The sequence below is a fragment of the Reyranella sp. GW821-FHT12G01 genome (assembly GCF_058806575.1).
In genome coordinates this window covers 740,140-765,563 of sequence record NZ_JBXAPV010000003.1, presented here as the reverse complement: position 1 = coordinate 765,563, position 25,424 = coordinate 740,140, and the positions used below count along the sequence as shown (strand labels likewise).

The window sequence follows — 25,424 nt, the reverse complement described above, 5'->3', positions numbered from 1 at the left end:
CCCCTTTTCTCGATGACGTCCGAGGGGTGCCCGACCTTCCTGCGGAAGACGGGCTGAGACAGCCGTATGGCTGAACCCTTTGAACCTGATCCGGGTCATGCCGGCGAAGGAACGGGAGCAAGCGTTGGATCGACCTGTCGTATCAATCATCGGAGCCGGCGTCGCAGGACTTGCCTGTGCCACGGAGCTCGCCGATCGCGGTATCGCCGTCGAGGTGCTGGAGCGCGCCGCCCATCTGGGCGAGGGCGCCTGCTCGTGGATGGCGGGCGGCATGCTGGCGCCGTGGTGCGAGCGCGCGACCACCGACGAAGCGGTGGCGCGCCTGGGCGCACCGTCGATCGACTGGTGGCGCAAACATTTCCCCGGCACGGTCAGCAAGGGCAGCCTCGTGGTCGCGCCGGCGCGCGATGCCGCCGATCTCACGCGCTTCGCCGCGCGCACCGAGCGGCACGAATGGCTCGATGGCGACGGCATCGCCGCACTCGAACCCGATCTCGCCGGTCGCTTCCGTCGCGCGCTGTTTTTCCCCGACGAAGCTCATCTCGAGCCGCGCAAGGCACTGGCATCCCTCGCGGCGGGTCTTGCAGCGCGTGGCGTTCCGATCCGGTTCGGGGTTGGCGCGACGCTGTCCGATGCTGGTTCGGACTTCGTCGTCGATTGCCGCGGCCTCGCGGCGCGCGATGCCTTGCCCGACCTGCGCGGCGTGCGCGGCGAGATGGTGGTCGTGCACACCAACGACATATCGCTGGCGCGGCCGGTGCGGCTGCTGCATCCGCGCATCCCGCTCTACATCGTGCCGCGGGGCGACGGGATTTTCATGATCGGCGCCACGATGATCGAGAGCGAGGAGCGCCGCGGCGTCAGCGTGCGCTCGGCGGTCGAATTGCTGAACGCGGCCTACACGTTGCACCCGGCCTTCGGCGAGGCGGAGATCATCGAACTGGGCGCCGACCTGCGGCCGACTTTTCCCGACAATCTGCCGTGCGTGCGACGCAACGGCCGCGTGCTGCACGCCAACGGTCTTTTCCGGCATGGTTTCCTGCTTGCGCCCTGGCTGGCGCGGGAAGTGGCCGACGCCGTTCTTCTGGAGACGAGAGATGCGGATATTCCTGAACGACGACATGCATGAGGTCGCGCCGGGCACTTTGGCCGCGGCACTCGAATCGCTTGGCTTCGGCGGTCGCAAGATCGCGACGGCGGTGAACGGCCGCTTCGTCGCCGCCGCCGCGCGGCCGCGCACCGAACTGGCCGACGGCGACAAGATCGAAGTCGTCGCGCCGATGCAGGGAGGATAACGATGTCGTCCTTCTATGGCGTCGAGCTGAAGTCGCGGCTGCTGCTCGGCACGTCGCGCTATCCCTCGCCGGCGGTCCTCGAACGCGCGATCAAGGCGTCGGCTGCGGAAGTCGTGACCGTCTCGCTGCGGCGCGAGAGCGGCGCGGGGAAGGCCGGGCAGGCTTTCTGGTCTCTCATCCAGTCGATGGGCGTGCGCGTGCTGCCCAACACCGCCGGCTGTCATTCTGTGAAGGAAGCGGTGACGACCGCCCACATGGCGCGCGAGCTGTTCGATACGCCGTGGATCAAGCTCGAGGTGATCGGCGAGGCCGACACGTTGCAGCCCGACGTGTTCGGCCTCGTGGAAGCCGCACGCATCCTCTCCGAGGACGGGTTCGAGGTGTTTCCCTACACGACCGAGGATCTGGTCGTGGCCGAGCGATTGGTCGAGGCAGGCTGCCGGGTGCTGATGCCGTGGGGTGCACCGATCGGTTCAGCGCGCGGCCTCAACAACGTCTATGGCCTGCGCTCGATGCGCGCGCACTTCCCCGACATCCCACTGGTGGTCGATGCCGGACTGGGCGTGCCCTCGCATGCCGCCGCTGCGATGGAACTCGGCTACGACGCGGTGCTGCTGAATACGGCGGTCGCTGAAGCGGGCGATCCAGTCGAGATGGCACGAGCCTTCGCGCTCGGCGTCGAAGCCGGCCGCGCCGCCTATCTTGCGCGCCCGATGGAACCGCGCGACATGGCCGTGCCGTCGACGCCGGTGATCGGCAAAGCCGCGCTTGGAGATTAAGAGATGCTCGATCCCTTCTATCCGGTGGTGCCCAATTCGGATTGGGTGCTGAAGCTGGTGCCCGTCGGCACGAAGCTCATTCAGCTCCGCATCAAGGACCAGCCCGAGGCCGAGATCCGCCGTCAGGTGCGCGAGGCCAAGGCGGTGTGTGTGCAGCACGGCGCCGACCTGATCGTGAACGACTACTGGCAGGTCGCCATCGACGAAGGCTGCGCCTGGGTCCATCTCGGCCAGGAGGATCTGGTCGATGCCGACGTGAAAGCGGTGCGCCGCGCCGGCATCAAGATTGGCGTCAGCACGCACGACCACGCCGAGCTCGACAAGGGTCTCGCCATCGATCCCGACTATGTCGCCTTGGGCCCGATCTGGCCGACCGTGCTGAAGCAGATGCCTTGGGCGCCGCAGGGCACCGAGCGTCTGGCCGAATGGAAGAAGCTCATTGGCGACAAGCCGCTGGTCGCGATCGGTGGCCTCACCCTGGAACGCGCGCTGCTCTGCCTGAAGGCGGGCGCCGACATCGCGTCGGTCGTGGGTGACATCGTCAATCACGCCGATCCGATCGCCCAGGCCAGGGCCTGGATCGCCGCGACGAGAAAGAAATGACCAACCGCTACGCCCGCCAGGCCGTGCTGCCCGAGATCGGCGAAGCGGGGCAGGCGCGCCTTGCCGCCGCCTCGGTGCTGGTGGTGGGTGCGGGCGGCCTCGGCTGTCCGGTGCTGCAGTATCTCAGCGGCGCCGGCGTCGGCCGTCTCACCATCGTCGATCACGATACGGTCGAGGAGACGAACCTCCATCGCCAGCCTCTCTACGGCATGTCCGACATCGGCAAGCCGAAGGTCGAGGCGGCGCGGGCTGTCCTGCAACGCTTCAATCCCGGCGTGCGCATCGACACGGTGCAGGAGCGCCTGACGCCGCAGAACGCCCAACGCCTCGTCGCGGATGCGGATGTCGTCGTCGACGCCGCCGACAGTTTTGCCGTGACCTACATGCTGAGCGATGCCTGCCATGCCGCGGCCAAGCCACTGGTCAGCGCCTCGGTGATCGGCATGACGGGATATGCCGGCGCCTTCTGCGGCGGCGGCCCCAGCTATCGTGCGGTGTTTCCCGAAGTCTCGGTCGATGGCGGCACCTGCGCCACGGTGGGCGTGATCGGCACCGCGGTCGCGGTGCTGGGCGGCCTGCAGGCGCATCTCACCCTTCATCTGCTGCTCGGCCTCGAACCGACGGCGCTGGGCCGCGTCGTCACCTTCGACGCGCGGCGGCTGGCGTTCGGAGGTTTCGGCTTCGAGGGTAGTCCGGAACCCGAAGGCCAGGTTTCGTTCATCGCGCCCGATGCCGTGCGGCCCGACGATATCGTGGTCGACCTGCGCGGTCTCGACGAAGCGCCGGTCTCGCCCTTCGCCGGCGCAAAGCGTCTGGTCGTCGATACGATCGACGAGCTCGGCACGCCCGACGGCCGGGTCGTGCTGGCCTGCCGCAGCGGCCAGCGCGCGTTGATGGCGGCGGACCGGTTGCGCGAGCGTGGTGTCACAAATCTTGCGCTGGTAGCCCTCGGCTAGAGCGGCCACAGTGGCCGCACTAGCCTGAAGGAGTTGCTGCGTGGCCGATCCTGTTCCGACGATGGAAGAAGCCCGTCGTCACCAGATGTATCCCGTCCTGTCGGCGGCGGAGCTGAAGCGCATCGGGCGCTTCGGCAAGAAGCAGCAGTTCAAGGCCGGCGAATTCCTGGCGCGGACCGGCGAAGACAGTCCCGGCATGTCCGTCATCCTGTCCGGCCGGATCGCGATTCTGGGTCATGACGGGCTGGGCCACGTCTCGCCCATCACCGACATGGGACCGGGCGATTTCGCGGCCGAGCTGGCCGAACTCTCCGGCCAGCCGGCGATGGTCGACGTCCGCGCCGAGGAAGACGTCGAGGCCCTGATCGTGCCGCACGACAGGCTGCGGGCGCTGATGGTGGCCGAAGCGGAGCTGGGCGAACGCATCATGCGGGCGCTGATCCTGCGCCGCGTCCGCCTGATCGAGGTCAACCTCGTCGGGCCGATCCTGGTGGGCGAACTCACCCAGCCCGGCATGATCCGCCTGCAAGGCTTCCTGACGCGCAATGGGCAGCCGCATACAATTCTCGATCCCGAGAACGATCCCGACGCGGCGAAGATGATCGAGCGCCTGTCGCCCGATCCCGAGGAGTATCCGCTGGTCGTCTGTCCCGACGGCACGGTCCTGCGCAATCCCAGCGAACAGGAGCTGGCGCTCTGCATCGGCCTGTTGCAGGAGAGCGCCGAGCCGAGGATCTACGACATCGCGATCGTGGGCTCCGGGCCGGCCGGTCTCTCCACCGCCGTCTATGCCGCGTCGGAAGGCCTGTCGGTGCTGGTGGTCGAAACCCGTGCCTTCGGTGGCCAGGCCGGCGCCAGCGCCCGTATCGAGAACTATCTCGGCTTCCCGACCGGCATCTCGGGCCAGGCGCTGACCGCACGCGCCTTCGTGCAGGCGCAGAAGTTCGGCGCGCAATTCGTCATCCCGCTCGAAGTAGCGCGGCTCGATTGCGGCGGCGGACTCGAACGCCCGATGACCCTGGAGATGACCGACGGCTGGCGGGTGCAGGCGAAGACGGTCGTGATCGCCTCGGGCGCGCGCTATCGCAAGCTCACGCTGCCCAACCTCGATCACTTCCTCAATCGCGGCCTGTGGTACTGGGCCTCGCCGATCGAGGCCAAGCTCTGCGTCAATGCCGAGGTGATCATCGTCGGTGGCGGCAACTCGGCGGGACAGGCGGCGGTGTTCCTGTCGGGCCATGCCGCGAAGGTCTGGATCCTCGTGCGCGGCAATGGCCTCGCCGACACCATGTCGCGCTACCTGATCGATCGCATCGCCTCGGCGCCGAACGTCGAGGTGCTGTCCGAGACAGAGATCGTCGAACTCGTCGGCTCCGAACAGGTCGGCCTGCGCAGCGTGAAGTGGCGACATCGTCCGAGCGGTGAAGATACGCATCGCCCGATCCGTCACGTCTTCCAGTTCCTGGGCGCCGAGCCCGCGACCGAATGGATGAAGGATTGCGGCATCGACGTCGACCGCACTGGCTTCATCCGCACCGGCGCCGACGTCGAGGCGCCGTGTCCCGAACGTCCGCCGGTCGCCTACGAGACCAACGTGCAGGGCGTCTTCGCCGTGGGCGACGTGCGTTACGGATCGGTGAAGCGTGTGGGTGCCGCGATCGGCGAGGGCGCGAACGTCGTCGCGCAGATCCATGGCGTGCTGGAAGCGATCAACGAGGCGGCCGAGAAGACGGCTTAGCTCATTTGGACCGCGGGCCTGGAGGCTCGCGGTCCGATGAGGAGCTACTTCTTCTCCCAGCGGGCGGCGGCTGCGTCGTCGTCCTGGTGGGCGCCGACCCATTGATCGCCCTTGGGCGTCTCTTCCAGTTTCCAGAAGGGCGCCTTGGTCTTCAGCCAGTCGACCAGGAACTCGCAGGCCTCGAAGGCAGCCTCGCGATGCGGCGAGCCGACGGCAACCAGCACGATGCGCTCGCCCGGTTCCATGCGGCCGTAGCGATGCACGATCAGGGTCGCTTCGAGCGGCCAGCGCTTCTGCGCCTCGGCCTCGATCTCCTCCAGCGCCGTCTCGGTCATGCCGGGATAGTGTTCGAGTGTCAGCGCATCGACCCGGTCGCGGTGATAGCCTTCGCGCACATGCATTTCGCGCACGAGACCGACGAAGATCGCGAGGCCGCCGATCCGCTTGTTGCCGTCGGTGAGGCGGGCCAGTTCCGCGCCGACATCGAAGTCGGCTTCCTGGACACGCACGGTCACGGGATCAGCCGCCGGTGAAGGGCGGGAAGAAGGCGACTTCGCGCGCGCCCGCGAGCTTCACGTCGAAGGTCGCCGTGCGCTGGTCGACAGCTGCGCCGAAGGCGGCCCCTTCGGCCAGCGCTTCGGCATGACCGGGGCTGCGATCGCGCAGCCACACGATGAGATCGCCCACCGTGTCGAGGTCGGCCGGCGGTGTGACCTCTTCCTCGGGCACGCCTACGGTCTTCTTCATCCAGGCGAAGTAGCGGATCTTCACTTCTGACCGCCCGACGCCGGCGTATCCTCCGCCATGTGGCGCAGGCCGGTGCGCAGATAGTCGTAGCCGGTGATGAGCGTCAGCGCAGCGGCGATCCAGATGAGCACGATGCCGGCCTGCGTGACCCACGGCGAGGCGGCATCGCCCACCAGCAGTGCGGCGATCGCGACCATCTGCACGGCGGTCTTCCATTTGGCGAGCGCGCTGACCGGCAGGCCGACGCGCAGCTCCGCCAGGAATTCGCGCAGGCCCGAGACCAGGATCTCGCGTGCGAGGATGATGAGCGCGGCCAGCACGTTCACGCCGGCCAGGGTGCTGTTGTCGACCAGCATGACCAGCGCGGCGGCGACCAGCAGCTTGTCGGCGATCGGATCGAGGAAGCGGCCGAAGCGCGAGATCTGGTGATAGCGCCGCGCGAAATAGCCATCGAACCAGTCGGTCACCGCGGCGGCTACGAACAGCGCCATCGACAGCCACTGCGTCCAGCCGCGATCGAGCCAGAAGCAGGCGACCACCAGCGGGATCGCCACGATCCGCGACAGGGTGAGCATGTTGGGAAGATTGAACAGCATCGCCGCAACCTTACCGGCCACCCCGGAAGTGGTCATGGATTTTTTGGGCGAGCGCCCCGGAGATTCCGGGCACCGACTTGATGTCCTCCAGGGTGGCTCCCGATACCGCACGGGCGCTGCCGAAATGATTGAGCAGCGCGCGCTTGCGGCCCGCGCCGATGCCCGGCACCTCGTCGAGCGCCGACCGGGTCAGGTCGGCCGCACGGCGCGTGCGGTGCGTGCCGATCGCGAAGCGATGCGCCTCGTCCCTCAGCCGTTGCAGGAAGTAGAGCACGGGATCGCGCGGCTCGAGCGAGAAGGGCTGCTTGCCGGTCATGAAGAACCGCTCGCGGCCCGCATCGCGGTCCGGGCCCTTGGCGATGCCGACCAGAGGAATGTCCTCGAGGCCGAGTTCGGCCATCACACCGCGCACGGCTTCGAGCTGGCCCTGGCCGCCGTCGATCAGCAGCAGATCGGGCCACTGCTCGTCGTCGCGCTCCGGGTTCTCCTTCAGCGCGCGCCCGAACCGTCGGTTCATCACTTCGCGCATCATGGCGAAGTCGTCACCCGCCGCGCCCTCGGTCTTGATGTTGAACTTGCGATACGAATTCTTGGTGAAGCCCTCGGGGCCGGCCACGATCATCGCGCCGATCGCCGCCGTGCCCTGAATGTGACTGTTGTCGTACACTTCGATGCGCTCGGGTGGAGCGTCGAGGCCGAACACGCGCGCCACGCCTTCGAGCAGGGTGCGCTGCGTGCCGCGTTCGGCCATGCGGCGGGCCAGCGCTTCGCGCGCATTGTTCACCGCCTGGTCGAGCACGTCCTTCTGGTCGCCGCGCTTGGGCTGGCGGATCTCGACCTTGTGGCCGGCCGAGAGCGCCAGCGCGTTTTCCATCAGCTCGCGCTCCGGGATGTCATGGCTGGTCAGGACCAGCTTGGGCGCTTGGCGCGCTTCATAGAACTGACCCATGAAGGCTTCCAGCACCTGCGGCTCGTCGAGGTCGCGTCCATGGCTCGGGAAGTAGGCGCGGTTGCCGAGGTTCTGGCCCGCGCGCAGGAAGAAGACCTGGATGCAGATCTGGCCGCTATCGGCGTGGGCCGCGAAGATGTCCGCCTCGTCGATCGACGGCAGGCTGATCGACTGGTGCGACGTGATGTGGGCCAGCGCGCGGATACGGTCGCGCAGGATGGCGGCGCTCTCGAATTCGAGATTGCCCGACGCCTGCTCCATGCGCTTGGACAGCGTCTGCTGGATCTCGCGATTGCGGCCGCCGAGGAAGCCGCGCACATCCTCGACGATGGCGTCGTATTCGGGCTTCTCGATGCGGCCGACGCACGGCGCCGTGCAGCGCTTGATCTGGTACTGCAGGCAGGGCCGCGTGCGGGTCGAGAAGACACCGTCCGAGCAGGAGCGCAGCGGGAAGGCGCGCTGCAGGGCGTAGAGCGTGCGGTTGACCGCGGTGGCCGAGGCGAAGGGCCCGAAATATTCGTTGGCCGGCTCGCGCGTGCCGCGATGCTTGGCGAGTTGAGGCCAGTCGGTGTCACGGCGGATCACGATGTAGGGGAACGACTTGTCGTCGCGCAGCAGCACGTTGAAGCGCGGCCGGAAGCGCTTGATCAGGTTGTTCTCGAGGAGCAGCGCCTCGGCTTCGCTGTCGGTGACGGCGAATTCCATGGTCCGCGTCGCCGAGACCATCCGGATCAGGCGCGTGGCGAGCCGGTTCGGCTGGGTGTAGGCGGCGACCCGGCTGCGCAGCGAGCGCGCCTTTCCGACATACAGAACCTCGCCCTCGGCCGAGATCATGCGGTAGACGCCGGGCTTGCGCGGCAGGGTCCGCACGAAGTCGGCGATGATCCGCATGCCGTCGGCAAGCGAGCCTTCGCTGGGGGGCTGATCGAGGTCGGTTTCGTCGGTCACGGGAGGCGGAGAATGGTGTCGCCGTCGCGCCCATACAAGGCAAACGGCGGCATGTGGGGAAGTCTGTGAAGAAGCCTGACGACCATCGGGCGTTACCGAAGAGTCACCATATTGACTCAATGTAAGAGGGGTGGCAGTCGCCTGCCACCCCTCCTTTAACCTTATGTTTTGACTAGGGTATTTCCCCTTTTATCTCAGTACAGAAAAAGCTGGCGATCCTTTTTGTTCCCGGATTGGTCCAATCGGCTGTCCCGCTTCGATCTGTGGATAAAATCGGTGGCTTTACAGCACCGACAGCATGCGGCCGACCAGCGGATGACGGACCACGTCGCCCTGCGTCAGGCGCACCACGGCGACGTCCTCGAGCCCTTCCAGTTTGGTGCCGATCGCGGCCAGTCCGGACAGTTCCGGCAGCAGATCAGTCTGGTCGGGATCGCCGGTCATCACCATCGTCGAATGCCAGCCGAGGCGGGTCAGCAGCATCTTGAGCTGGCCGTAGGTGCAGTTCTGGGCCTCGTCGATCAGCACGAAGGCATTGTTGAGCGTCCGGCCGCGCATGAAGGCGACGGGCGCGATCTCGATCGTGCCGTCGTCGAGATGCTGGGCGAGGCGCTTGGGGCCCAGGCGGTCGTTCAGGGCATCCCACAGCGGGCGCAGATAGGGATCGAGCTTCTCGCGCATGTCGCCCGGCAGGAAGCCCAGGTTCTCGCCCGCCTCGACGGCCGGCCGCGACAGCACGATGCGCGAGACGGTGCCGTTTTCCAGGGCTTCGACGGCGGCGGAGATCGCCAGGTAGGTCTTGCCGGTGCCCGCCGGCCCGAGGGCCACGGTCAGCGGTTTGGATTCTATCGCTTCCATCAGGACCCGTTGGTTGTCGCTGCGCGGCCTGACTTTCTTGATGTAGCTCTGGTCACGGTCATTGGCCGGAGTGTGGTCGAAGATGACGTTGTGAATACGGGCACCATCGATGGCGTGCAGCTTGGCTCGGCGTGCGGCGCGTTTGGCCATATTCTTACTCCGGTGTCTTGGTCAGGGGAGCGGGACCGATCGCCCAAAACAAAAACGCCCCCGGCGAGCGGAGGCGTTGGCGATCGATGGTCTGGCTGAAGGGTGATGCCGATAGGGCACGCGGTGGGAGTTCCACCGGTGAACCAAATTCCGTCGGGGGACATGTCCTCGAACGGATAAAAACCCTCCTTCAGCTACCGAAGGAACCCTAGTCCCAATCTCGCCCTTCGGCCACCATATTTATGGTCTGCCACTGAAATTTAACGCTAGGGAAAGCAATTCGTCTTCAGCGGGAATGGGCCAGCCGGCCGGCCACGTAGGTCGCCTGGACCGCCCGGTCGTCGCCCAGGATCATCTGCACGAAGAGCTGCTCGGCGAAGTCGCGGGCCTCGTCCATGCGGAAGGCGATCAGCGGCGTCGAGCGCATGTCGAGCACCACGAGATCGGCTTCCATGCCCGGGGCGATGCTGCCGACCTTGTCTTCGAGATGCAGCGCCGCCGCGGAGCCGCGCGTCGCGAGATAGTAGGCGTGGCCGGCCGACAGGGACTGGTGGTTGAGCTGCGCCGCCTTGTAGGCCTCGTTGAGCGTCTGCAGGATCGAGAAGGACGTGCCGGCGCCGAGATCGGTGCCGAGGCCGACGCGCACCGGCCGCTCGGCCCGCGTCGCGCGCGTGATGTCGAACATGCCGCTGCCCAGGAAGAAGTTCGATGTCGGGCAATGGGCGATCGCGGCATCGGCCGCATGCAGGCGCTGCAGTTCTTCGTCGCCCAGCCAGATGCCATGACCGAACACCGCGCGCTTCCCGCAAAGCCCGTGATGATCGTAGACGTCGAGATAGCTGCCGCGCTCGGGGAACAGCTCCTTGATCCACGCGACCTCGGCCCGCGTCTCGGCGATGTGCGTCTGCATCAGGCAGTCGGGATGCTCGCGCCACAGGGCGCCGGCAGCGGCGAGTTGCTCGGGCGAACTGCTGCCGGCATAGCGCGGCGTGATGGCGTAGAGCAGGCGACCGCGACCGTGCCATTTGCGGATCAGCGCCAGCGACTCGTCGTAGCCCGACTGGGCGGTGTCGCGCAGACCGTCCGGCGCGTTGCGGTCCATCAGCACCTTGCCGGCGGCCAGTCGCAGGCCAAGCGCCTCGGCTTCCTCGAACAGGATCTCGGCCGAATGGGCGTGGACGGTGCAGTAGACGCAGCTCGTCGTGATGCCGTTGCGCAGGTTCTCCTGCAGGAAGGTGCGCGCCACCTTTCGCGTATAGGCGCGGTCGGCGAACTTCAGCTCGGTCGGAAAGGTGTAGCGATCGAGCCAGTCGAGGAGCTGCGAGCCGTGGCTGGCGATCATCGGCGTCTGCGGGAAGTGCACGTGGGTGTCGACGAAGCCCGCCGAGATCAGTGCGTCCTTGCCGAAGTCGCGGATCTCGGTGCCGGCCGGCAGCAGCGGCGCGATACGGTCGGCGGGGCCGAAATGCGCGATGCGCCCGTCCTGCATGGCCACGATCGCGTCGGGTTCGTGGACGAGGGTCCGGTCGAGGCCGTCGCGGAACGGATCGCCGGTGTACGTGAGGGCCGGTCCGCGGATGGCCGTCAGTCGCGCTGGGGAAGACATCGCCGCGACGTTCGCACCGAACGTCAAAGCAGGAAAGGGTCGTGCTAGAGAAGAGGCCGGCAACGGAAGAGGTTGGAATGAGCGAGATCGTGTGGCGTGGCATGACGCGGGCTGAACTCGACAAGGCCTACGACAATACCAATGCGGTGGCCGATTCGGCCGCGCGCCGCGACGGCTGGATCGCGCGCAGCGAACGCTTCCGGGCGAGCCACGCCGAGGGACTCGACCTCGCTTACGGCCCGCGCCCGCGCAACAAGCTCGACCTGTTCCGCTGCGGCGCGGCCAAGGCGCCGCTGTTCGCCTTCATCCATGGCGGCTACTGGCAGCGCAACGCCAAGGAGACCTTTGCCTGCATGGCGGCCGGTCCGCTGGCCAACGGCATGGACGTCGCCTTCTTGGGCTACACGCTGGCGCCCGAGGCGACGCTGCCGCAGATCGTCGACGAGATCGCCCTTGCCGTGCGCTGGCTGCGCCGCGAAGGGCCGGCCCACGGCGTGGCGCAGGGGCGGCTGGTGGTGTCGGGCTGGTCGGCGGGCGGTCATCTTACCGCGACGACGCTCGCGATGGACGAGGTCGATGCCGGCCTCGCCATCAGCGGCATCTACGACGTCGAGCCCTGCCGGCTGAATTACCTCAACGACAATCTGCGGCTCACGGCGGCGCAGGCGGCGGAGACGAGCCCGATCCTGCATCTGCCGAAGAAGAGCGCGCCCGTCGTCGTGGCCTACGGCACCGGCGAACTGCCGGAACTGCAGCGCCAGTCGGTCGACTATCACGAGGCGCGCCGCGCGGCCGGCCTCGCCAGTGAGTTGTTGCCCCTGGGCGGCTTCAACCACTTCTCGATCATGGACCAGCTCGAAGCGGCGGACGGCGCGCTCGCGACGACGGCGGCGCGCCTCGGCAGGTGAAGATTCACTTCGCCGATGCATGACAACGTCAGGGCAGCGTAAGCAACCGCCTCTAGGTTCGCGCGCCTATGACGTTCCCCGAACTCAGCCATCACCAGCAGATCATCGTCCGGCGCCTCGCCCTCGGCCTGTCGCTGATCGGCCTTGGCGTGCGCCAGGATCTTTCGCATCTCGCGCGGCTGGGATTGGTGACGGGGAACCGGGACTTTCCGCAGCTCACCGACGAAGGCTTCGCCTGCCTGCATGCGATGCCGACGGACAAGGCGACGAACTCCTCCAGCCTGCGCTAGCGTCCGCAGCGCAAGGTGATGACGGCGATCTCGCCGCGGCAGTTGAAGCGGACCGGCGGATAGGCAACGCCGAGGCCTGAATTCGTGTAGCCGATCATCCGTCCGTGGCTCCAGCGACCGACGGCGCCGTGCCGGCATCTGGTCAGGGTGCTGAACACGGGCCGGCCTCCCGGCATGCAGATCTGGCCGCCATGCGTGTGTCCCGCGAGATAGAGCGCATAGCCTGCCGCCGACGCATGGTCCGCCATTTCCGCGGAATGGATCAGCGCAATGCGGCAGGTCTCCGATGATCCGCCGAGCGCCTGGCGCGCGGCCTCGGTGTAGAAGCTGTTCACGTCGTCCAGGCCGGTGACGCCCAGCCGCTCGCCGTTGCGCTCGATCACCGTCGACCGGTTGATCAGCACGTCGAACCCCAGGCTTTCGAGCGTGTCGGCCATCGCCTCGGAATCGTGATTGCCGAGGATGGCGAGGCGCGGTCCGCGCACCGTGACGCCCTGCAGCGCTTCCATGAGCAGGCCGGCCGACAGCGCGACCGGCGCGTGGTGGTCGCCGTGGACATCGCCGGTGAGGGCCATAAGATCGACCTCGACCCCGTCGAGCAGGCGGCGGGCCGCGGGAACCAGTTCCGGCAGCACGTCGAGATGCGTGTCGCTGAGATGCAGGATGCGATAGCCGTCGAAGGCCGGCGGCAGGCCAGGCACCTCGACCTCGAATTCGGTCCGCCGCAGGTCCAGGGCATTGCGAACGCCACGGCGGTAGAACGGCGTCAGCTTCAACCCCCAGGCGAACAGATCGAGAAGGCGTGTGAAGAGCGCCTTGTTGCGGCGCGAGCGCGGCCCGTCGGGCCCGTAGAAGCAGTCGCCGCCCTCGATCTGGCGCCGCACGGTAGCCCAGTGCGGGTCCCGGCCTTTGTCGGCTTCTGTCACGCTTGGTCCCTTATCGGACGAAGAAGGTGCCCTTCTTAATGCGCGGCATGCCCTGCGACAGTCAAATTTTTGCCTTTTCTTTCGGCGATTCGTATGACGTGCGTCACATGCTCTGTGGAGTTTCCTCAATGTTGGTTTGCCTGCCGGGAGGTTAAGGCATGAGCGTCGATCGAGAGGCGGCAAAAGCTGCCCCGAAGGGCGAACAAACGCCCGTCAAGAAAAAAGCCGGGATGGCGGCGACCTTGGTACTAACAGCAGGCTCGGTCCTGTTGTCGCTGGTGTTGCTCGAACTCGCGTGTCGCCTGTTGCTGCCGGGTCCCGGGACCCTGACGCACTGGCCCAACCTGGCGCGCGAGCGGATGGGCACCGGCCCGGACGTTGCCAGCATCCGATGCCAGTATGCGTTCGATGCGCAGATCGGCTGGACGTCGCCGCCCAATTGCAAGTCGCGCACCTACAACGCCGACGCCGACGGCTTCCGCCGCACGAACGTCACGACATCGCTCGCCGAGCCGCCCGTGCTGGTGACCGGCTCGTCCTTCGCCAAGGGCGACGAGGTGAACGACGACGAGACGTGGCCGGCCGATCTCCAGGCGCTGACCGGCCGCAAGGTCGTCAATGCCGGCGTCAGCGGATACGCGTTCGACCAGTCCGTCCTCAGCACCGAGAGGCTCGTCCCAAAGGTGAAGCCGCTGTTCGTCGTGATGAGCTTCACGCCCGGCGACATCAAGCGCAGCGAGCTGAAGGTCGCGTGGAGTCGCGAGAAGCCGTACTTCACCGCGACCGGCGGCAAGCTCGAGGAACACAACGCGCCGGTGCCGGGCCAGCCGAATGCGCCCGTGCCCTTGCCCGAGCCGGCGCGATGGCTCGGCCGTTTCGCCCTCGCCGATCTGATCGTGCAGCGGCTCGGCATCATGCAAGGCTGGTACTTCGACGAAGTCCGCGGCGCGCCGGCCGGCAGCGGCGAGGCCATCACCTGCCTGCTGATGCCGAAGCTTGCCGCGCTCGGCGTGCCGGTCGTGGTCATGGCTCAATACAGCCGCGAATACTGGACGCAGAGTGCGTCGCGCCGGGCCGAGGATCAGCGCGCCATCCAGACCCTCATGGGATGTGCCTCCAAGGCGGGGCTCATCCCATTCGACCTGTCCACGCCGATGAAGGCGGTGGTCGATGCGAAGGGTGTCGACGCGCTCTATCGCTCCGACCACCATTCGGCCGAGGGCAATCGGGTGGTGGCTGACATCGTCCTGCGCGAGCTGGTCAGTCGTGGCCTCGTGACCCAAACGGCGAACCGCTAGCGGCTGGACGCTTCCGGGAAGGCAATGTATCTGAAAACTGCGGATACATTGCGAGAACCTCCGGATGCCCGTTCGACGCATAAACGCCGCCGATGCCTTCGACACGTTGAAGGCAAATCCCGACAGTAGCTGGCCGCGACGCGACGATCCCGAGAACCGGTTCGCCCACTTCGCCGATCCTTCCTTTTCGCCCCGTTTCACGCTGGAGCCGGGGCAGCGCATCTTCACCATCGGCTCGTGCTTCGCCCGCAACGTCGAACGGACCCTGTCGACGCGCGGGTTCGACGTTCCGACGATGGCCGTCCACAACAGTGATTGCGGCCTGGGCGCCGACTGGGGCGGCGACCGTCTCGCGGCCATGAACAATTACGTTCCGGCGGCGATCGCGCCGCAGATCCGCTGGGCCTTCGGGCTCGACACGTTCGATATCGCGAAGCACGCCGTCGCGATGGGTCGCGATCGCTACGTCGATCTCCAGCTTCCGTCGGGCTTCCGGCCGATGTCGGCCGACGCGATCCTCCGGCGCCGCAACGTCATCAGCGAGATCTACCGCAGCCTCGCGGACAGCCAGGTGGTGTTGATCACGCTCGGGCTGATCGAGGCCTGGTACGACAATCTTTCCGGCCTCTACATCAATTGCCCGCCGCCGAAGAGCGCGATCCGCTCCGATCGCTCGCGGTTCGAGCTGCACGTCCTCGACTACAACGAGGTGGTCGCCTCGCTCGAACATCTCGTCGCGCTGCTGGGCCAGATCTGTCCGTCGGGCCATCGGGTGATCCTCACCGTGTCGCCGGTGCCGCTCACCGCGACGTTCACGACGTCGGACGTGGCGGTCGCGAACATGTACAGCAAGTCGGTGCTGCGGGCGGCGGTGGAGCCGCTGGTCGCTGCCCACGAGCACATCGAGTATTTCCCCTCCTATGAGAGCGTGGTCCTGACCGACCGCTCGGCGGCTTACGAGAACGATCAGGTGCATGTCGACGGCACGCTCGTGCGGTTCAACGTCGACCGCATGGTCAGGCGCTACGTGCGGGACGAGGCAAGCGCCACCGTCGCGGATGTGATCAGCCAGTCGCGCGCCGACGCCAAGGCGGGATTGTTCGGGGTCGGGCTGAAGCGTCTGCAGGAGGCCTGGACGCACCATGCCGGCGATCCCGCGCTCGCCGTTGCGCTGGCGCGGGCCCATCTCCGCGCCGGCAATGGCGCGGTGGCCGAGCGCCTTCTGCTGAAGCTCCTCGAGGCGAGCGAGAGTGTCGCCGCCCGCAACGTGCTGGCCAGCTACTACAACAAGAACGGGCGGCACCAGGAGGCGGCGCTGCACGCGGAGAAGGCGTGCGAAGCGGGCATGGTGCGCAGCGGCCGGCCGCTGCGGCTGAACAGGTCGCTCGAACGCATCGTCGCCTACTATCACCTGCAGCGCTTCGAGGAAGGGTTGGCGGTGCTGAACCGCACGACCTACGACCCGGAGAAGAGACCTCTGGTGGTCTACTGGAAGGCGCGCTTTCAGGAGAGGCTGGGCAAGACCGAGGAGGCCGAAGCCCTCTATCGCGAATGCAACGGATTGGCCGAGCAGACTGCCTACCAGGCCGCCTTCGCCGATTTCCTCGTTGCCCAGGGCCGCTGGCAGGAGGCCGCGGGATGGGTCGATCGCATTCTCGTCGTTGCGCCGGGAGACAAGGCGGCGCTGCGGCTGCGGACCGAACTGCGCAAGCGCGAGATCGGCAACGGCGCGACGGGCCGGATCAGTTCCCAGTTCCGGCTCCTGGGTCTGGCCCAGCGGCTCGGGCAGGCGCTTCCCTTTCGCGGCAAGCGCGAATCCGCCGCGCCCGATCAGAGCGATTGAGTTACGGCGTGGACGCTTGTCGGAGCGGCGGCGACAGCCAGATCGTGCCGGCCGGGCACAGGTTCACGATGTTGGAGATCAACTCGCCATTGGTCTCGAGAACGATCTCGCACTTACCGTAGCCGACCTCTTTCTCGAAGATGTGCAGGGAGCCCCGGTCGTAGATCGACTTCGCGCTGGCGTTCCTCGCCGCGAAGTCGCTGACCGGCTGGCCGATCCAGCTCGGTGACGGCGGCGCATTCTCGCGGCCGAGTTTGATTTCGCCGCAGCCGGCGAGGAGCAGGGAGAACAGCACGAGGGCGACGGTACGGAACATGCCGCGACGGTGCCCCGGAACGGCAGGGGCTGCAACTCTCATCCGTTCAGAGGACCTGCACCGGGAGCAGGCGTGTCGGCAAAACAAAAGGGCCAGCTCTTTCGAGCTGACCCTCTGTCTAGATGGTGGAGCCAAACGGGATCGAACCGTTGACCTCTACAATGCCATTGTAGCGCTCTCCCAGCTGAGCTATGGCCCCGAATTCCTTGGGAAGGCGCGAGGTTATAGTTCCTGCCTCGCGCGCTGGCAACAGCGTCTAGCGGTCGCCCTCTCCCTTGTCATCAACTTCGACTTCGACCTCGATATCGTCCTCGTCGTCATCGAGATCATCCCCTGTCAGCGCCTCGTCGCCGTCGACATCGGGCAAGTCGTCGCCGTCCAGGTCGTCCGACTTCTTCTTCGCGGCGGCCTTGGCGGCCGCTGCGGCCACGGCGGCGGCGGCTGCCGCTGCGGCGGCCGTCGCGGCGGCGGAACCGCGGCCACGGCGGACCTTAACGAAGTCCTCGCGATCGTGCTCACGCCCGCACTTGGGGCATTTGATCGGGCTCTTGCCCAGGTCGTAGAAGCGCGCTGCACAGCTCTGGCAGGTGCGTTTGGTGCCCCAGCTCGCTTTGACCACGCTGAATCTCCTGCAAATGCGCTGGAATCGGCCGAATGGGCCGCGAGGGAGGGCGTATGTCACGCGTCTTTCACCCTGTCAAAACCAAATTCCGGCATGCTACGAGGGCGCCGCGCCGCAATCCCGCCTTCTGCGCCCGCCTACTGTCGTGGAGTCCGCCTTGTCCGCTCACGCCGCCCCGGCCAAGCTGATCGCCCGCCCCGTCGACCGGCTTCAGGGCCGCGTCCGGGCGCCCGGCGACAAGTCCGTTTCGCACCGCTCCCTGATGTTCGGCGCCCTTGCGCTCGGCGAAACGAAGATCACCGGCCTTCTGGAAGGCGAGGACGTGCTGGCCACCGCCGCCGCCCTGCGCGCGCTGGGGGCACAGGTCGATCATGAAGGCGGCGGCGCATGGCGCGTGCGCGGATTTGGCGTCGGCGGCGCCCGCGAGCCCGACAATGTGCTCGACCTCGGCAATTCCGGTACCTCGGCCCGCCTGCTCTCCGGCATCCTGGCCAGCCATCGGTTCACCAGCTTCATGACCGGCGATGCCTCGCTGCGCCGCCGGCCGATGCAGCGGGTCATCGTGCCCCTGTCGCAGATGGGCGCGCGGTTCGAGGCGCGCGAGGGCGGCCGCATGCCGCTCGCCATCGTCGGCACCGACGAGATGGTGCCGATCGAATACCGCCTCCCCGTGGCCTCGGCCCAGGTGAAGAGCGCGATCCTCCTGGCGGGCCTCAATACCGCGGGCGAGACCACCGTGATCGAGCCCGAGGCGACGCGCGACCATACCGAGCGCATGCTGCGCCACTTCGGCGCCGAGGTGCGGGTGGGCCCGGCCGACGGCGGCGGCAAGCGCATCACCGTGGTCGGCTGGCCCGAGCTCAAGGCACGCGACATCGTCGTGCCGGGCGATCCCTCGTCGGCGGCCTTCGCGGTCGTGGCGGCGGCGATCCGGCCGGGCAGCGACGTGACGGTCGAGAATGTTGGCCTCAACCCGCTGCGCGCCGGTCTCTACGACACGCTGCGCGAGATGGGTGCCGACATCACCGCCGAGAACGCGCGCGAGGTCGGCGGCGAGCCGGTGGCCGATCTGCGCGTCAAAGGCAGCGAGCTGCGCGGCGTGGAAGTGCCGCCGGAGCGGGCGCCCTCGATGATCGATGAGTATCCGATCCTCGCCGTGGCGGCGGCTTGCGCCCGCGGCACGACGCGCATGCTGGGTCTGGCCGAATTGCGCGCCAAGGAAAGCGATCGGCTGGCCAGCGTTTCGGCGGGGCTTGCGCTGAATGGCGTGCGCCACGAGATGGGCGCCGACACGCTGTTCGTGCACGGCACCGGCGAAGCCCCGGTGGGCGGCGGGACGGTGGTCACCCATCTCGACCATCGCATCGCCATGTCGTTCCTCGTGCTGGGCTTGGCCTCGCGCGAGGGCGTGGCGGTCGACGACGGCTCGCCGATCGACACCAGCTTCCCCGGTTTTGCCCGTCTGATGGGCGCGCTCGGGGCCAGGATCGAGGCGGCGTGAGCAGAAGGCCGGTCATCACCATCGACGGGCCTGCCGGCGCCGGAAAGGGCACGCTCGCCCGCCGGCTGGCCGACCATTTCGGACTGCCCCATCTCGACACCGGCCTGCTTTACCGGGCGGTCGGGCTAAAGGCCGAGAAGACGGGACGCCCGCCGGTCGAGATCGCGGCGGGGCTGCAGCCGTCCGACCTGGCCGATCCCGAGCTTCGGACCGATGTGGCGGGCCAGGCGGCCTCGAAGGTGGCCGCGATTCACGAGGTTCGGGCCAACCTGCTGGATTTCCAGAGGAAATTCGCCCAGCAGCCGTCGGGCGCGGTTCTCGACGGCCGTGATACGGGCACGGTCATTTGCCCCGAAGCGCCGGTGAAATTGTTCGTGACGGCCAGCGCCGAAGCGCGCGCGGAACGGCGGTTCCGGGAGTTGCGCGACAAGGGGGTGGACACTATAAAGCCGCGCGTTCTTGCCGAGATGGCGGAGCGGGACCGTCGCGACAGCGAACGGGCGGCAGCACCACTCAAAGCCGCACCCGATGCTTTCCACCTCGATACCAGCGACATGGATGCCGATGCGGCTTTCGCCGCGGCTTTGGCATTCATCGAGCGCAAGGGCTTTCGATCTTCCGGGCCGTAAGTCGCCGCCGGCGGATCGAAGACTTTCAGCGGCGATTGCGCCGGGACGTGTCGTCCTTGCGTCGGTGTTTCAAGGCAGTGGATCCGCCGGACTTAACCGGTTGGCCGACGGGGCAAGCGTCCCGGGATCGATGATGGAGAGTTCTACATGGCTAAGGGCAGCGCCCTCCGTAAACCCGCGAACGACACGTCGAGCGACGAGTTCGCAGCACTTCTCGACGAATCGCTGGGCGGTTCGACGAGCTTCGAAGGACAGGTCGTCAAGGGCCGCGTCATTCGCATCGCCAACGATTTCGTCACCATCGACGTCGGCTTGAAGTCCGAGGGCCGCGTTGCCCTGCGTGAGTTCGCCAACGGCGGAACCGGGGCCCCCGAGGTCAAGGAAGGCGACACCGTCGACATCTTCGTCGACCGCATGGAAAACAAGGAGGGCGAGGCCGTCCTGTCGCGCGACAAGGCTCGCCGCGAAGAGGCCTGGACCGTTCTCGAGAAGGCTTTCACCGACCAGGAACGTGTCATGGGCACGATCTTCGGCCGCGTTAAGGGTGGCTTCACGGTCGACCTGTCGGGTGCCGTGGCCTTCCTGCCGGGCAGCCAGGTCGACGTGCGCCCGGTGCGCGATGTCGGTCCGCTGATGGGCCAGGCCCAGCAGTTCGCGATCCTCAAGATGGACCGCCGCCGCGGCAACATCGTCGTGTCGCGCCGCGCCGTCATGGAAGAGACCCGCGCCGAGGACCGCACCCGTCTGATGGGTGCACTGTCCGAAGGCCAGGTGCTCGACGGCGTCGTCAAGAACATCACCGACTACGGCGCGTTCGTGGATCTGGGTGGCGTCGACGGCCTGCTGCACGTCACCGACATCGCCTGGAAGCGTATCAACCATCCGTCGGAAGCCCTCACCATCGGCCAGCAGGTCAAGGTGCAGGTCGTCCGCTTCAATCCCGAGACGCAGCGTATCTCTCTCGGCATGAAGCAGCTGATGAGCGATCCGTGGGACGGCGCGGGTGCGAAGTACCCGGTCGGCCTCAAGCTCAAGGGCCGTGTCACCAACATCACCGACTACGGCGCGTTCGTCGAGCTGGAGCCGGGTGTCGAGGGTCTGGTCCACGTCTCCGAGATGAGCTGGACCAAGAAGAACGTGCACCCCGGCAAGATCGTTTCGACCTCGCAGGAAGTCGAAGTGATGGTGCTGGACGTCGACATGTCCAAGCGCCGCATCTCGCTCGGCCTCAAGCAGTGCATGGCCAACCCGTGGGAGAGCTTCGCCGAGAAGTTCCCCGCCGGCACCGAGCTCGAGGGCGAGGTTCGCAACATCACCGAGTTCGGCCTGTTCGTGGGTCTGCCCGGCGACATCGACGGCATGGTCCATCTCAGCGACCTGAGCTGGGACAAGGCCGGCGACGAGGCGATCCGCGACTTCAAGAAGGGCGACCAGGTCAAGGTCAAGGTCCTCGACGTCGACATGGACAAGGAGCGTATCTCGCTCGGCATCAAGCAGCTCGCCAACGACCCGTTCGAGACGGTCGGCGTGGTTGCCAAGAAGGGCGATGTGGTCACCGTCATCGTGGCCGGCATCCAGGACAACGGCATCGACGTCACGGTGCAGGACGGCATCCCGGGCTTCATCCGCAAGACCGAGCTCAGCCGCGACCGCTCCGAGCAGCGTCCCGACCGCTACGCGATCGGCGACAAGCTCGACGCCAAGATCACCAACATCGACAAGGCCTCGCGCCGCGTCGTGCTGTCGGTCAAGGCGCGTGAGCTCGACGAGGAGAAGAAGGCGATGGCCGACTTCGGTTCGTCCGACTCCGGCGCCAGCCTGGGCGACATCCTGGGCGCGGCCCTCAAGAAGAAGGCCGAGGCCGGCGACGACGACAAGTAGTCGTTTTCTCAAGGTTTACGGAAAGGCCGACCCGCAAGGGTCGGCCTTTTCTTTTGGTTTCAAGGGCTTAGGCTTGACGAGGCCGTTATTGAGTTTAATATCAAAGACTTAATCATTGTGCTCTGGGGCTGCATCGCCCCGCCCATGGAAACGCGATGACCAAGTCCGAGCTGATTGCCCGCCTGGCGGCCCGGAATCCGCACCTCTACCAGAGGGACGTCGAGCGGATCGTCGCCACCGTGTTCGACGAGATTTCCAAGGCGCTGGCCTCCGGTCACCGGGTCGAGCTGCGCGGTTTCGGTGCGTTCTCTGTGAAGAAGCGCGATCCGCGCACCGGCCGCAATCCGCGCACCGGCGAGCAGGTCGCCGTCGCGTCCAAGCGGGTGCCCTACTTCAAGACCGGCAAGGACCTGCGCGACCGCCTGAACAAGGAGGCCGCCCGCGCCGCCGGCCTGCTGCCGCCCGAACCGGCGGGCGACGACAAGAAGTAGCGCCTCGAAACAGCCTCTGCGCTGATCGTCCGCCTCGCGTCGCGGGGGCGCGGTGTGGCATGCTCCGCCCCGCATGAAATACCTCAGCCGCGCCTTTTTCCTGCTCTTCATCCTGATCGGCGTCCTGGTCGCCGTCAGCAATACGCAGCTGGTGCAGCTTGCGCTGTGGCCGCTGCCGCACATCGTCGTCCTGCCGGTCTATCTCCTGGTCATCGCCATGCTGATGCTCGGCGTCCTGGCGGGGCTCAGCATGGGCTGGTGGGCCGGACGGCATCATCGTCGCCGGGCCCGCGAAGCCGGCGGCGAGGCAGCGCGCCTCGATCGCGAAGTGACGCGTCTGCGGGCCGCGCAGAGCGTGCAGCAGGCCGCCGCGTCGACCGGTCCCGCGCCGCGCGACCAGCGCGCCCTGGAGCGGCAGAGCGCCCTGGTGGCGCCCGAACTCGGCTCGCCGGTCAGGCGAGGCCCGCTTTCATGAAGGTCCTCTCGGCGTCGGAGATCGACGCCGCCCTGGACGACCTCACGCTGATCGACCGGCTCGACGCGCTGTTTCGCGCGGGCTGCGAGATGCCGACGCGGCATCATCATCCGATCCGGGAGCCGCTCGGCCCCAACTCTGCCGATGCCATGCTGCTGCTGATGCCGGCCTGGACGACGGGTGCCTCCGGTCGCGTCGGCGTCAAGGTCGTGACGGTGTTCCCCGACAACGGCAAACGCTCGCTGCCCTCGATCTATGGCCAGTATCTGCTGCTCGACGGCAGCACCGGCGCGACGCTGGCGCTGCTCGACGGGACGATGCTCACCAAGCGGCGCACCGCCTGCGCCTCGGGTCTCGCCTCGCGCTACCTGTCGCGGCCCGACGCGTCGCGCCTGCTGATGATCGGCACCGGCGCGCTGGCGCCCGAGCTGATCCGCGTGCACGCCAAGGTGCGGCCGATCCGGGAGGTCGCGATCTGGGGCCGCACGCCGGCCCAGGCCGAGGCGCTGGCCGCCCGATTGTCGGCCTCGCTGCCGGCGGTGCTCGGCCGTCCGGTCGCAGTCCGGGCAGTTGCCGACCGCGAGGCCGCGGTGAAGGAAGCGGACATCATCTCCTGCGCCACGCTGTCCAAGGCGCCGCTGGTCGAGGGCGGCTGGCTGCGCGAGGGCCAGCACGTCGACCTGGTGGGCGCCTACACGCCGCAGATGCGCGAAAGCGACGATGCGGCCGTGGCACGCGCCCGTCTCTACGTCGACACCCGTGCCGGCGCCCTGAAGGAGGGCGGCGACATCGTCCAGGCGATCACGAGTGGGGCGATCCCGGCCGATGCCGTGATCGCCGACCTGTTCGAACTGACTCGTGGCCTGCAGGCCGGCCGTGCGGCCGGCGACGGCGTGTCGATCACGCTGTTCAAGTCGGTCGGCGCGGCGCTGGAAGATCTCGCCGCGGCCGAGCTTGCTGTGGAATTGGCGGCCGACGCTAGGGCTCGATAAGCGCGCCCGAGGTCTTCAGCGCCTCGATGTCGGTGGCACTGACGCCGGCCTCGGCCAGCACGGCGCGTGAATCCTGCCCCTGCAGCGGCGCCAGGGTGCGGATCGACGGCGGCGTCTTGCTCATGGTCATCGGCGGCTCGACCATCATGATCTCGCCTTCCGACGGATGCGGATATTTCTTGAAGAGCTTGCGCCAGACGAGGTGCGGGTCCTCGAACAGGTCGGCCGGCTTGGAGACCGGCGCGTTGGGGATCTGCGCCTGGTCGAGCAGCTTCACCCATTCGGCGGTGGTCCTCGAGGGCGCAATCGCCTCGACCATGGCGTACATGTCGCCGATATGCATCGAGCGCGCATTGATGGTCGAATAGCGCGGGTCCTGCAGCACCTCGGAGCGACCGACCAGTTCGAAGAAGTTGCGCCAGTGCTTGTCGTTGTAGGGCAGGATCGCCATCCAGCCGTCGAGCGTGCGGTAAGGCTTGCGGGTCCGGGCCAGCAGGCGCGTGTAGCCGACCTCGCCCTCGTCGCTGAAGGTCCGCTCCCACAGATGCTCGACCAGCAGCCAGGCCGACATGGTCTCGAACATCGGCACCTCGACGAACTGGCCCTCGCCGGTGCGCTGGCGGTGCATCAAGGCTGAAAGGGTCGAGAAGGCGAAGGTGAGGCCCACCGTCTTGTCGGCGATGATGGTCGGCGGATACTTCGGAACGTCGTCGCCGGCGGCGCGGCCCATCAGGTCGGCGATGCCGAAGCGGGCCTGGATGGCGTCATCGTACGCAGGCAGTTTTCCGTAAGGACCTTCAGCGGAATAGCCATAGGCGCCAACATAGACGATGTCGGGCTTAACCTTGCGGATCTCCTCGTAGCCAAGCCCGAGGGCCTCGATCGCCTGCGGCCGCAGTGCATGCACGAAGGCATCGGCCGTCGCCACGACCTTGAGCAGGGCCGCGCGCGCCTCCTTGTTCTTGAGGTCGAGGCAGAGCGAGCGCTTGTTGCGATTCACATAGAGATAAGTCGGTCCCATGCCCGGGGTCTTGCCGGGCTTGCCGATGTGGCGCACGGCATCGCCTTCGGGGGCCTCGACCTTGATGACGTCGGCGCCCTGGTCGGCCAGCAGCATCGTGCCGTAGGGGCCGAGGATGATGTTGGTGAGGTCGACGATCCTGATGCCTTCGAGCGCGCCGGGCATTGCTTCATCCTGTGTTGCGGGACTGTGCGGTCACACTGCCATTGCCTCGCCCGCACGTCATCGTCCCTGCCACTGCGTCGCAAAACGCTGGCGGAAATCCTTGAAGGCACAAAGATAAATGCCCGGCGGCCGAGAGGGACTCTGCGACCATTGGAACGGCAGGTTGCACGGACTTGAGAAGTTCGCGCTGCCGCTTCGTCATTGATGAGTCAAGCGCCTCGCGCATTCACCTTCGACAAAGAGTGTTATGTGACCGTTGTGCGACGCGCCTTGTCGGTGTAGCCAAGGAGCAGCAAGCCGGGGGGGCGATGCGAAGCAACGTTGCAAAGAAGCAGCTCGAGCCGAAGACGGCATCGAGCACGGCGGCATCCAGGCCCTATCGCATCGAAGACCAAATCGGCTACTTGCTGAGGCGCGCCCATCAGCGCGCGAGCTCGATCTTCCAGGGTGGCATTGGCGACCCCAACATCACGCCGACGCAGTATTCGAGCCTGGCGAAGCTGAACGAATATACCGAGCTGTCGCAGAACCTGCTGGGCCGTCTCGTCGGCATGGACAAGGCCACCATGCAGGGCGTGGTGCGGCGCTTGAAGGAACGCGGCCTGGTCGATTCGCGCCCCGATCCGGGTGACGCGCGTCGCACCTTGCTCAGCCTGACCACCGAAGGCCAGAAGCTGGTCAACCGGCTGCTGCTGAACGGACCGGCGGTCTCGCGCGAGACGCTGAAGCCGCTCAGTGCGCAGGAGCAGAAGCAGCTGCTCGATCTTCTCTCGCGGATCATCTGAACCCGACTCATTCGTTTGACTCGTCGATGGCGTGTGTCATCGTACGTACACGAACG

27 protein-coding genes, 1 tRNA gene and 1 riboswitch are annotated in these 25,424 nt (G+C 67.0%); of the genes, 17 read left to right on the top strand and 11 right to left on the bottom strand.

The features are described 5' to 3' along the window. The first annotated feature begins 12 nt into the window (after positions 1-12). Positions 13-129: riboswitch (TPP riboswitch) on the top strand. The 6 genes from thiO (at position 125) to AC1RP5_RS28640 (ending at position 5,371) form a co-directional block, all read left to right on the top strand. Beyond that, entirely contained in the window at positions 125-1,129 is a 1,005-nt protein-coding gene (thiO, locus tag AC1RP5_RS28665) for a glycine oxidase ThiO (RefSeq protein WP_493116232.1), read from the top strand. (Overlaps the previous riboswitch by 5 nt.) Beyond that, complete coding sequence (thiS, locus tag AC1RP5_RS28660; RefSeq protein WP_493116230.1) at positions 1,098-1,295, top strand: sulfur carrier protein ThiS; 198 nt, start codon at positions 1,098-1,100, stop codon at positions 1,293-1,295. The genes thiO and thiS overlap by 32 nt, the downstream gene beginning before the upstream one ends. Before the next feature lie 2 nt (positions 1,296-1,297). Beyond that, positions 1,298-2,074: a thiazole synthase gene (locus AC1RP5_RS28655; RefSeq protein WP_493116228.1), complete on the top strand. Its 777-nt coding sequence runs from the start codon at positions 1,298-1,300 to the stop codon at positions 2,072-2,074. Positions 2,075-2,077: 3 nt separating this feature from the next. Continuing rightward, entirely contained in the window at positions 2,078-2,677 is a 600-nt protein-coding gene (locus tag AC1RP5_RS28650; RefSeq protein ID WP_493116226.1) for a thiamine phosphate synthase, read from the top strand. Next, positions 2,674-3,633 carry a ThiF family adenylyltransferase gene (locus AC1RP5_RS28645; RefSeq protein ID WP_493116224.1) on the top strand — a complete coding sequence of 320 codons (960 nt, stop codon included), beginning with the start codon at positions 2,674-2,676 and terminating at the stop codon, positions 3,631-3,633. The genes AC1RP5_RS28650 and AC1RP5_RS28645 overlap by 4 nt, the downstream gene beginning before the upstream one ends. Before the next feature lie 40 nt (positions 3,634-3,673). Further along, positions 3,674-5,371 (top strand): FAD-dependent oxidoreductase, encoded by a 1,698-nt coding sequence (locus AC1RP5_RS28640; protein ID WP_493116222.1) that lies wholly within the window; start codon positions 3,674-3,676, stop codon positions 5,369-5,371. 44 nt (positions 5,372-5,415) lie between these two features. Here AC1RP5_RS28640 and AC1RP5_RS28635 read toward each other — a convergent pair whose 3' ends face one another. The 6 genes from AC1RP5_RS28635 to guaD all read right to left on the bottom strand — a co-directional run bounded on the left by AC1RP5_RS28635 (position 5,416) and on the right by guaD (position 11,225). Next, the gene (locus tag AC1RP5_RS28635; RefSeq protein ID WP_493116220.1) at positions 5,416-5,886 is read right to left on the bottom strand and encodes a molybdenum cofactor biosynthesis protein MoaE; all 471 of its coding nucleotides are present in this window, start codon (positions 5,884-5,886) and stop codon (positions 5,416-5,418) included. A 4-nt stretch (positions 5,887-5,890) separates the two neighbouring features. Then, positions 5,891-6,142: a MoaD/ThiS family protein gene (locus AC1RP5_RS28630; protein WP_493116218.1), complete on the bottom strand. Its 252-nt coding sequence runs from the start codon at positions 6,140-6,142 to the stop codon at positions 5,891-5,893. Then, the gene (gene pgsA / locus AC1RP5_RS28625; protein WP_493116216.1) at positions 6,139-6,750 is read right to left on the bottom strand and encodes a CDP-diacylglycerol--glycerol-3-phosphate 3-phosphatidyltransferase; all 612 of its coding nucleotides are present in this window, start codon (positions 6,748-6,750) and stop codon (positions 6,139-6,141) included. Before pgsA ends, AC1RP5_RS28630 begins: the two co-directional genes overlap by 4 nt. Further along, positions 6,725-8,611, bottom strand: a complete 1,887-nt coding sequence (uvrC, locus tag AC1RP5_RS28620; protein WP_493116214.1) for an excinuclease ABC subunit UvrC — start codon at positions 8,609-8,611, stop codon at positions 6,725-6,727. The genes pgsA and uvrC overlap by 26 nt, the downstream gene beginning before the upstream one ends. A 282-nt stretch (positions 8,612-8,893) precedes the next feature. Beyond that, the gene (locus AC1RP5_RS28615) at positions 8,894-9,619 is read right to left on the bottom strand and encodes a PhoH family protein (protein ID WP_493116211.1); all 726 of its coding nucleotides are present in this window, start codon (positions 9,617-9,619) and stop codon (positions 8,894-8,896) included. Between the two features lie 286 nt (positions 9,620-9,905). Further along, a complete protein-coding gene (gene guaD, locus AC1RP5_RS28610) occupies positions 9,906-11,225 on the bottom strand; it encodes a guanine deaminase (RefSeq protein ID WP_493116209.1) in 1,320 nt (439 codons plus the stop codon). Positions 11,226-11,302: 77 nt separating this feature from the next. On the opposite strand from guaD, the gene AC1RP5_RS28605 reads away from it, so the two are divergent. Together AC1RP5_RS28605 and AC1RP5_RS28600 are read left to right on the top strand one after the other, a co-directional pair. Beyond that, on the top strand, positions 11,303-12,133 hold the full coding sequence (locus AC1RP5_RS28605; protein ID WP_493116208.1) for an alpha/beta hydrolase: 831 nt from the start codon (positions 11,303-11,305) through the stop codon (positions 12,131-12,133). A gap of 68 nt (positions 12,134-12,201) precedes the next feature. Next, positions 12,202-12,423 carry a hypothetical protein gene (locus AC1RP5_RS28600; RefSeq protein WP_493116206.1) on the top strand — a complete coding sequence of 74 codons (222 nt, stop codon included), beginning with the start codon at positions 12,202-12,204 and terminating at the stop codon, positions 12,421-12,423. On the opposite strand, the gene AC1RP5_RS28595 is transcribed toward AC1RP5_RS28600, so the two are convergent. Beyond that, positions 12,420-13,349 carry a metallophosphoesterase gene (locus AC1RP5_RS28595; protein WP_493116204.1) on the bottom strand — a complete coding sequence of 310 codons (930 nt, stop codon included), beginning with the start codon at positions 13,347-13,349 and terminating at the stop codon, positions 12,420-12,422. The two genes, AC1RP5_RS28600 and AC1RP5_RS28595, sit on opposite strands and share 4 nt — an antisense overlap. 158 nt (positions 13,350-13,507) lie before the next feature. Here AC1RP5_RS28595 and AC1RP5_RS28590 point away from each other — a divergent pair, with 158 nt between their 5' ends. Continuing rightward, the gene (locus tag AC1RP5_RS28590; RefSeq protein WP_493116203.1) at positions 13,508-14,647 is read left to right on the top strand and encodes an SGNH/GDSL hydrolase family protein; all 1,140 of its coding nucleotides are present in this window, start codon (positions 13,508-13,510) and stop codon (positions 14,645-14,647) included. Between the two features lie 64 nt (positions 14,648-14,711). After that, positions 14,712-16,490, top strand: a complete 1,779-nt coding sequence (locus AC1RP5_RS28585; protein ID WP_493116202.1) for a GSCFA domain-containing protein — start codon at positions 14,712-14,714, stop codon at positions 16,488-16,490. 1 nt (position 16,491) lies between these two features. Here AC1RP5_RS28585 and AC1RP5_RS28580 read toward each other — a convergent pair whose 3' ends face one another. From AC1RP5_RS28580 to AC1RP5_RS28570, 3 genes are all read right to left on the bottom strand, one after another. Next, positions 16,492-16,806: a hypothetical protein gene (locus AC1RP5_RS28580; RefSeq protein ID WP_493116201.1), complete on the bottom strand. Its 315-nt coding sequence runs from the start codon at positions 16,804-16,806 to the stop codon at positions 16,492-16,494. 123 nt (positions 16,807-16,929) lie between these two features. Beyond that, positions 16,930-17,005: transfer RNA gene (locus tag AC1RP5_RS28575), tRNA-Ala, on the bottom strand. Between the two features lie 57 nt (positions 17,006-17,062). Further along, positions 17,063-17,425 carry a TIGR02300 family protein gene (locus AC1RP5_RS28570; protein WP_493116200.1) on the bottom strand — a complete coding sequence of 121 codons (363 nt, stop codon included), beginning with the start codon at positions 17,423-17,425 and terminating at the stop codon, positions 17,063-17,065. A gap of 160 nt (positions 17,426-17,585) precedes the next feature. On the opposite strand from AC1RP5_RS28570, the gene aroA reads away from it, so the two are divergent. From aroA to lhpI, 6 genes are all read left to right on the top strand, one after another. Further along, on the top strand, positions 17,586-18,929 hold the full coding sequence (gene aroA, locus AC1RP5_RS28565) for a 3-phosphoshikimate 1-carboxyvinyltransferase (RefSeq protein ID WP_493116199.1): 1,344 nt from the start codon (positions 17,586-17,588) through the stop codon (positions 18,927-18,929). Continuing rightward, on the top strand, positions 18,926-19,558 hold the full coding sequence (locus tag AC1RP5_RS28560) for a (d)CMP kinase (RefSeq protein ID WP_493116198.1): 633 nt from the start codon (positions 18,926-18,928) through the stop codon (positions 19,556-19,558). Before aroA ends, AC1RP5_RS28560 begins: the two co-directional genes overlap by 4 nt. Positions 19,559-19,705: 147 nt before the next feature. Further along, entirely contained in the window at positions 19,706-21,439 is a 1,734-nt protein-coding gene (rpsA, locus tag AC1RP5_RS28555; protein ID WP_493116197.1) for a 30S ribosomal protein S1, read from the top strand. Positions 21,440-21,567: 128 nt separating this feature from the next. Next, positions 21,568-21,930 (top strand): integration host factor subunit beta, encoded by a 363-nt coding sequence (gene ihfB, locus AC1RP5_RS28550; protein WP_493116319.1) that lies wholly within the window; start codon positions 21,568-21,570, stop codon positions 21,928-21,930. Positions 21,931-22,003: 73 nt separating this feature from the next. After that, positions 22,004-22,405 (top strand): lipopolysaccharide assembly protein LapA domain-containing protein, encoded by a 402-nt coding sequence (locus AC1RP5_RS28545; protein ID WP_493116196.1) that lies wholly within the window; start codon positions 22,004-22,006, stop codon positions 22,403-22,405. Further along, a complete protein-coding gene (lhpI, locus tag AC1RP5_RS28540; RefSeq protein ID WP_493116195.1) occupies positions 22,402-23,397 on the top strand; it encodes a bifunctional Delta(1)-pyrroline-2-carboxylate/Delta(1)-piperideine-2-carboxylate reductase in 996 nt (331 codons plus the stop codon). Before AC1RP5_RS28545 ends, lhpI begins: the two co-directional genes overlap by 4 nt. On the opposite strand, the gene AC1RP5_RS28535 is transcribed toward lhpI, so the two are convergent. Continuing rightward, positions 23,384-24,583, bottom strand: coding sequence for a CaiB/BaiF CoA transferase family protein (locus AC1RP5_RS28535; RefSeq protein ID WP_493116194.1), 1,200 nt, complete (start codon positions 24,581-24,583; stop codon positions 23,384-23,386). The genes lhpI and AC1RP5_RS28535 overlap by 14 nt on opposite strands. 308 nt (positions 24,584-24,891) lie before the next feature. On the opposite strand from AC1RP5_RS28535, the gene AC1RP5_RS28530 reads away from it, so the two are divergent. Then, positions 24,892-25,368, top strand: coding sequence for a MarR family winged helix-turn-helix transcriptional regulator (locus AC1RP5_RS28530; protein ID WP_493116193.1), 477 nt, complete (start codon positions 24,892-24,894; stop codon positions 25,366-25,368). Positions 25,369-25,424: the final 56 nt, after the last annotated feature.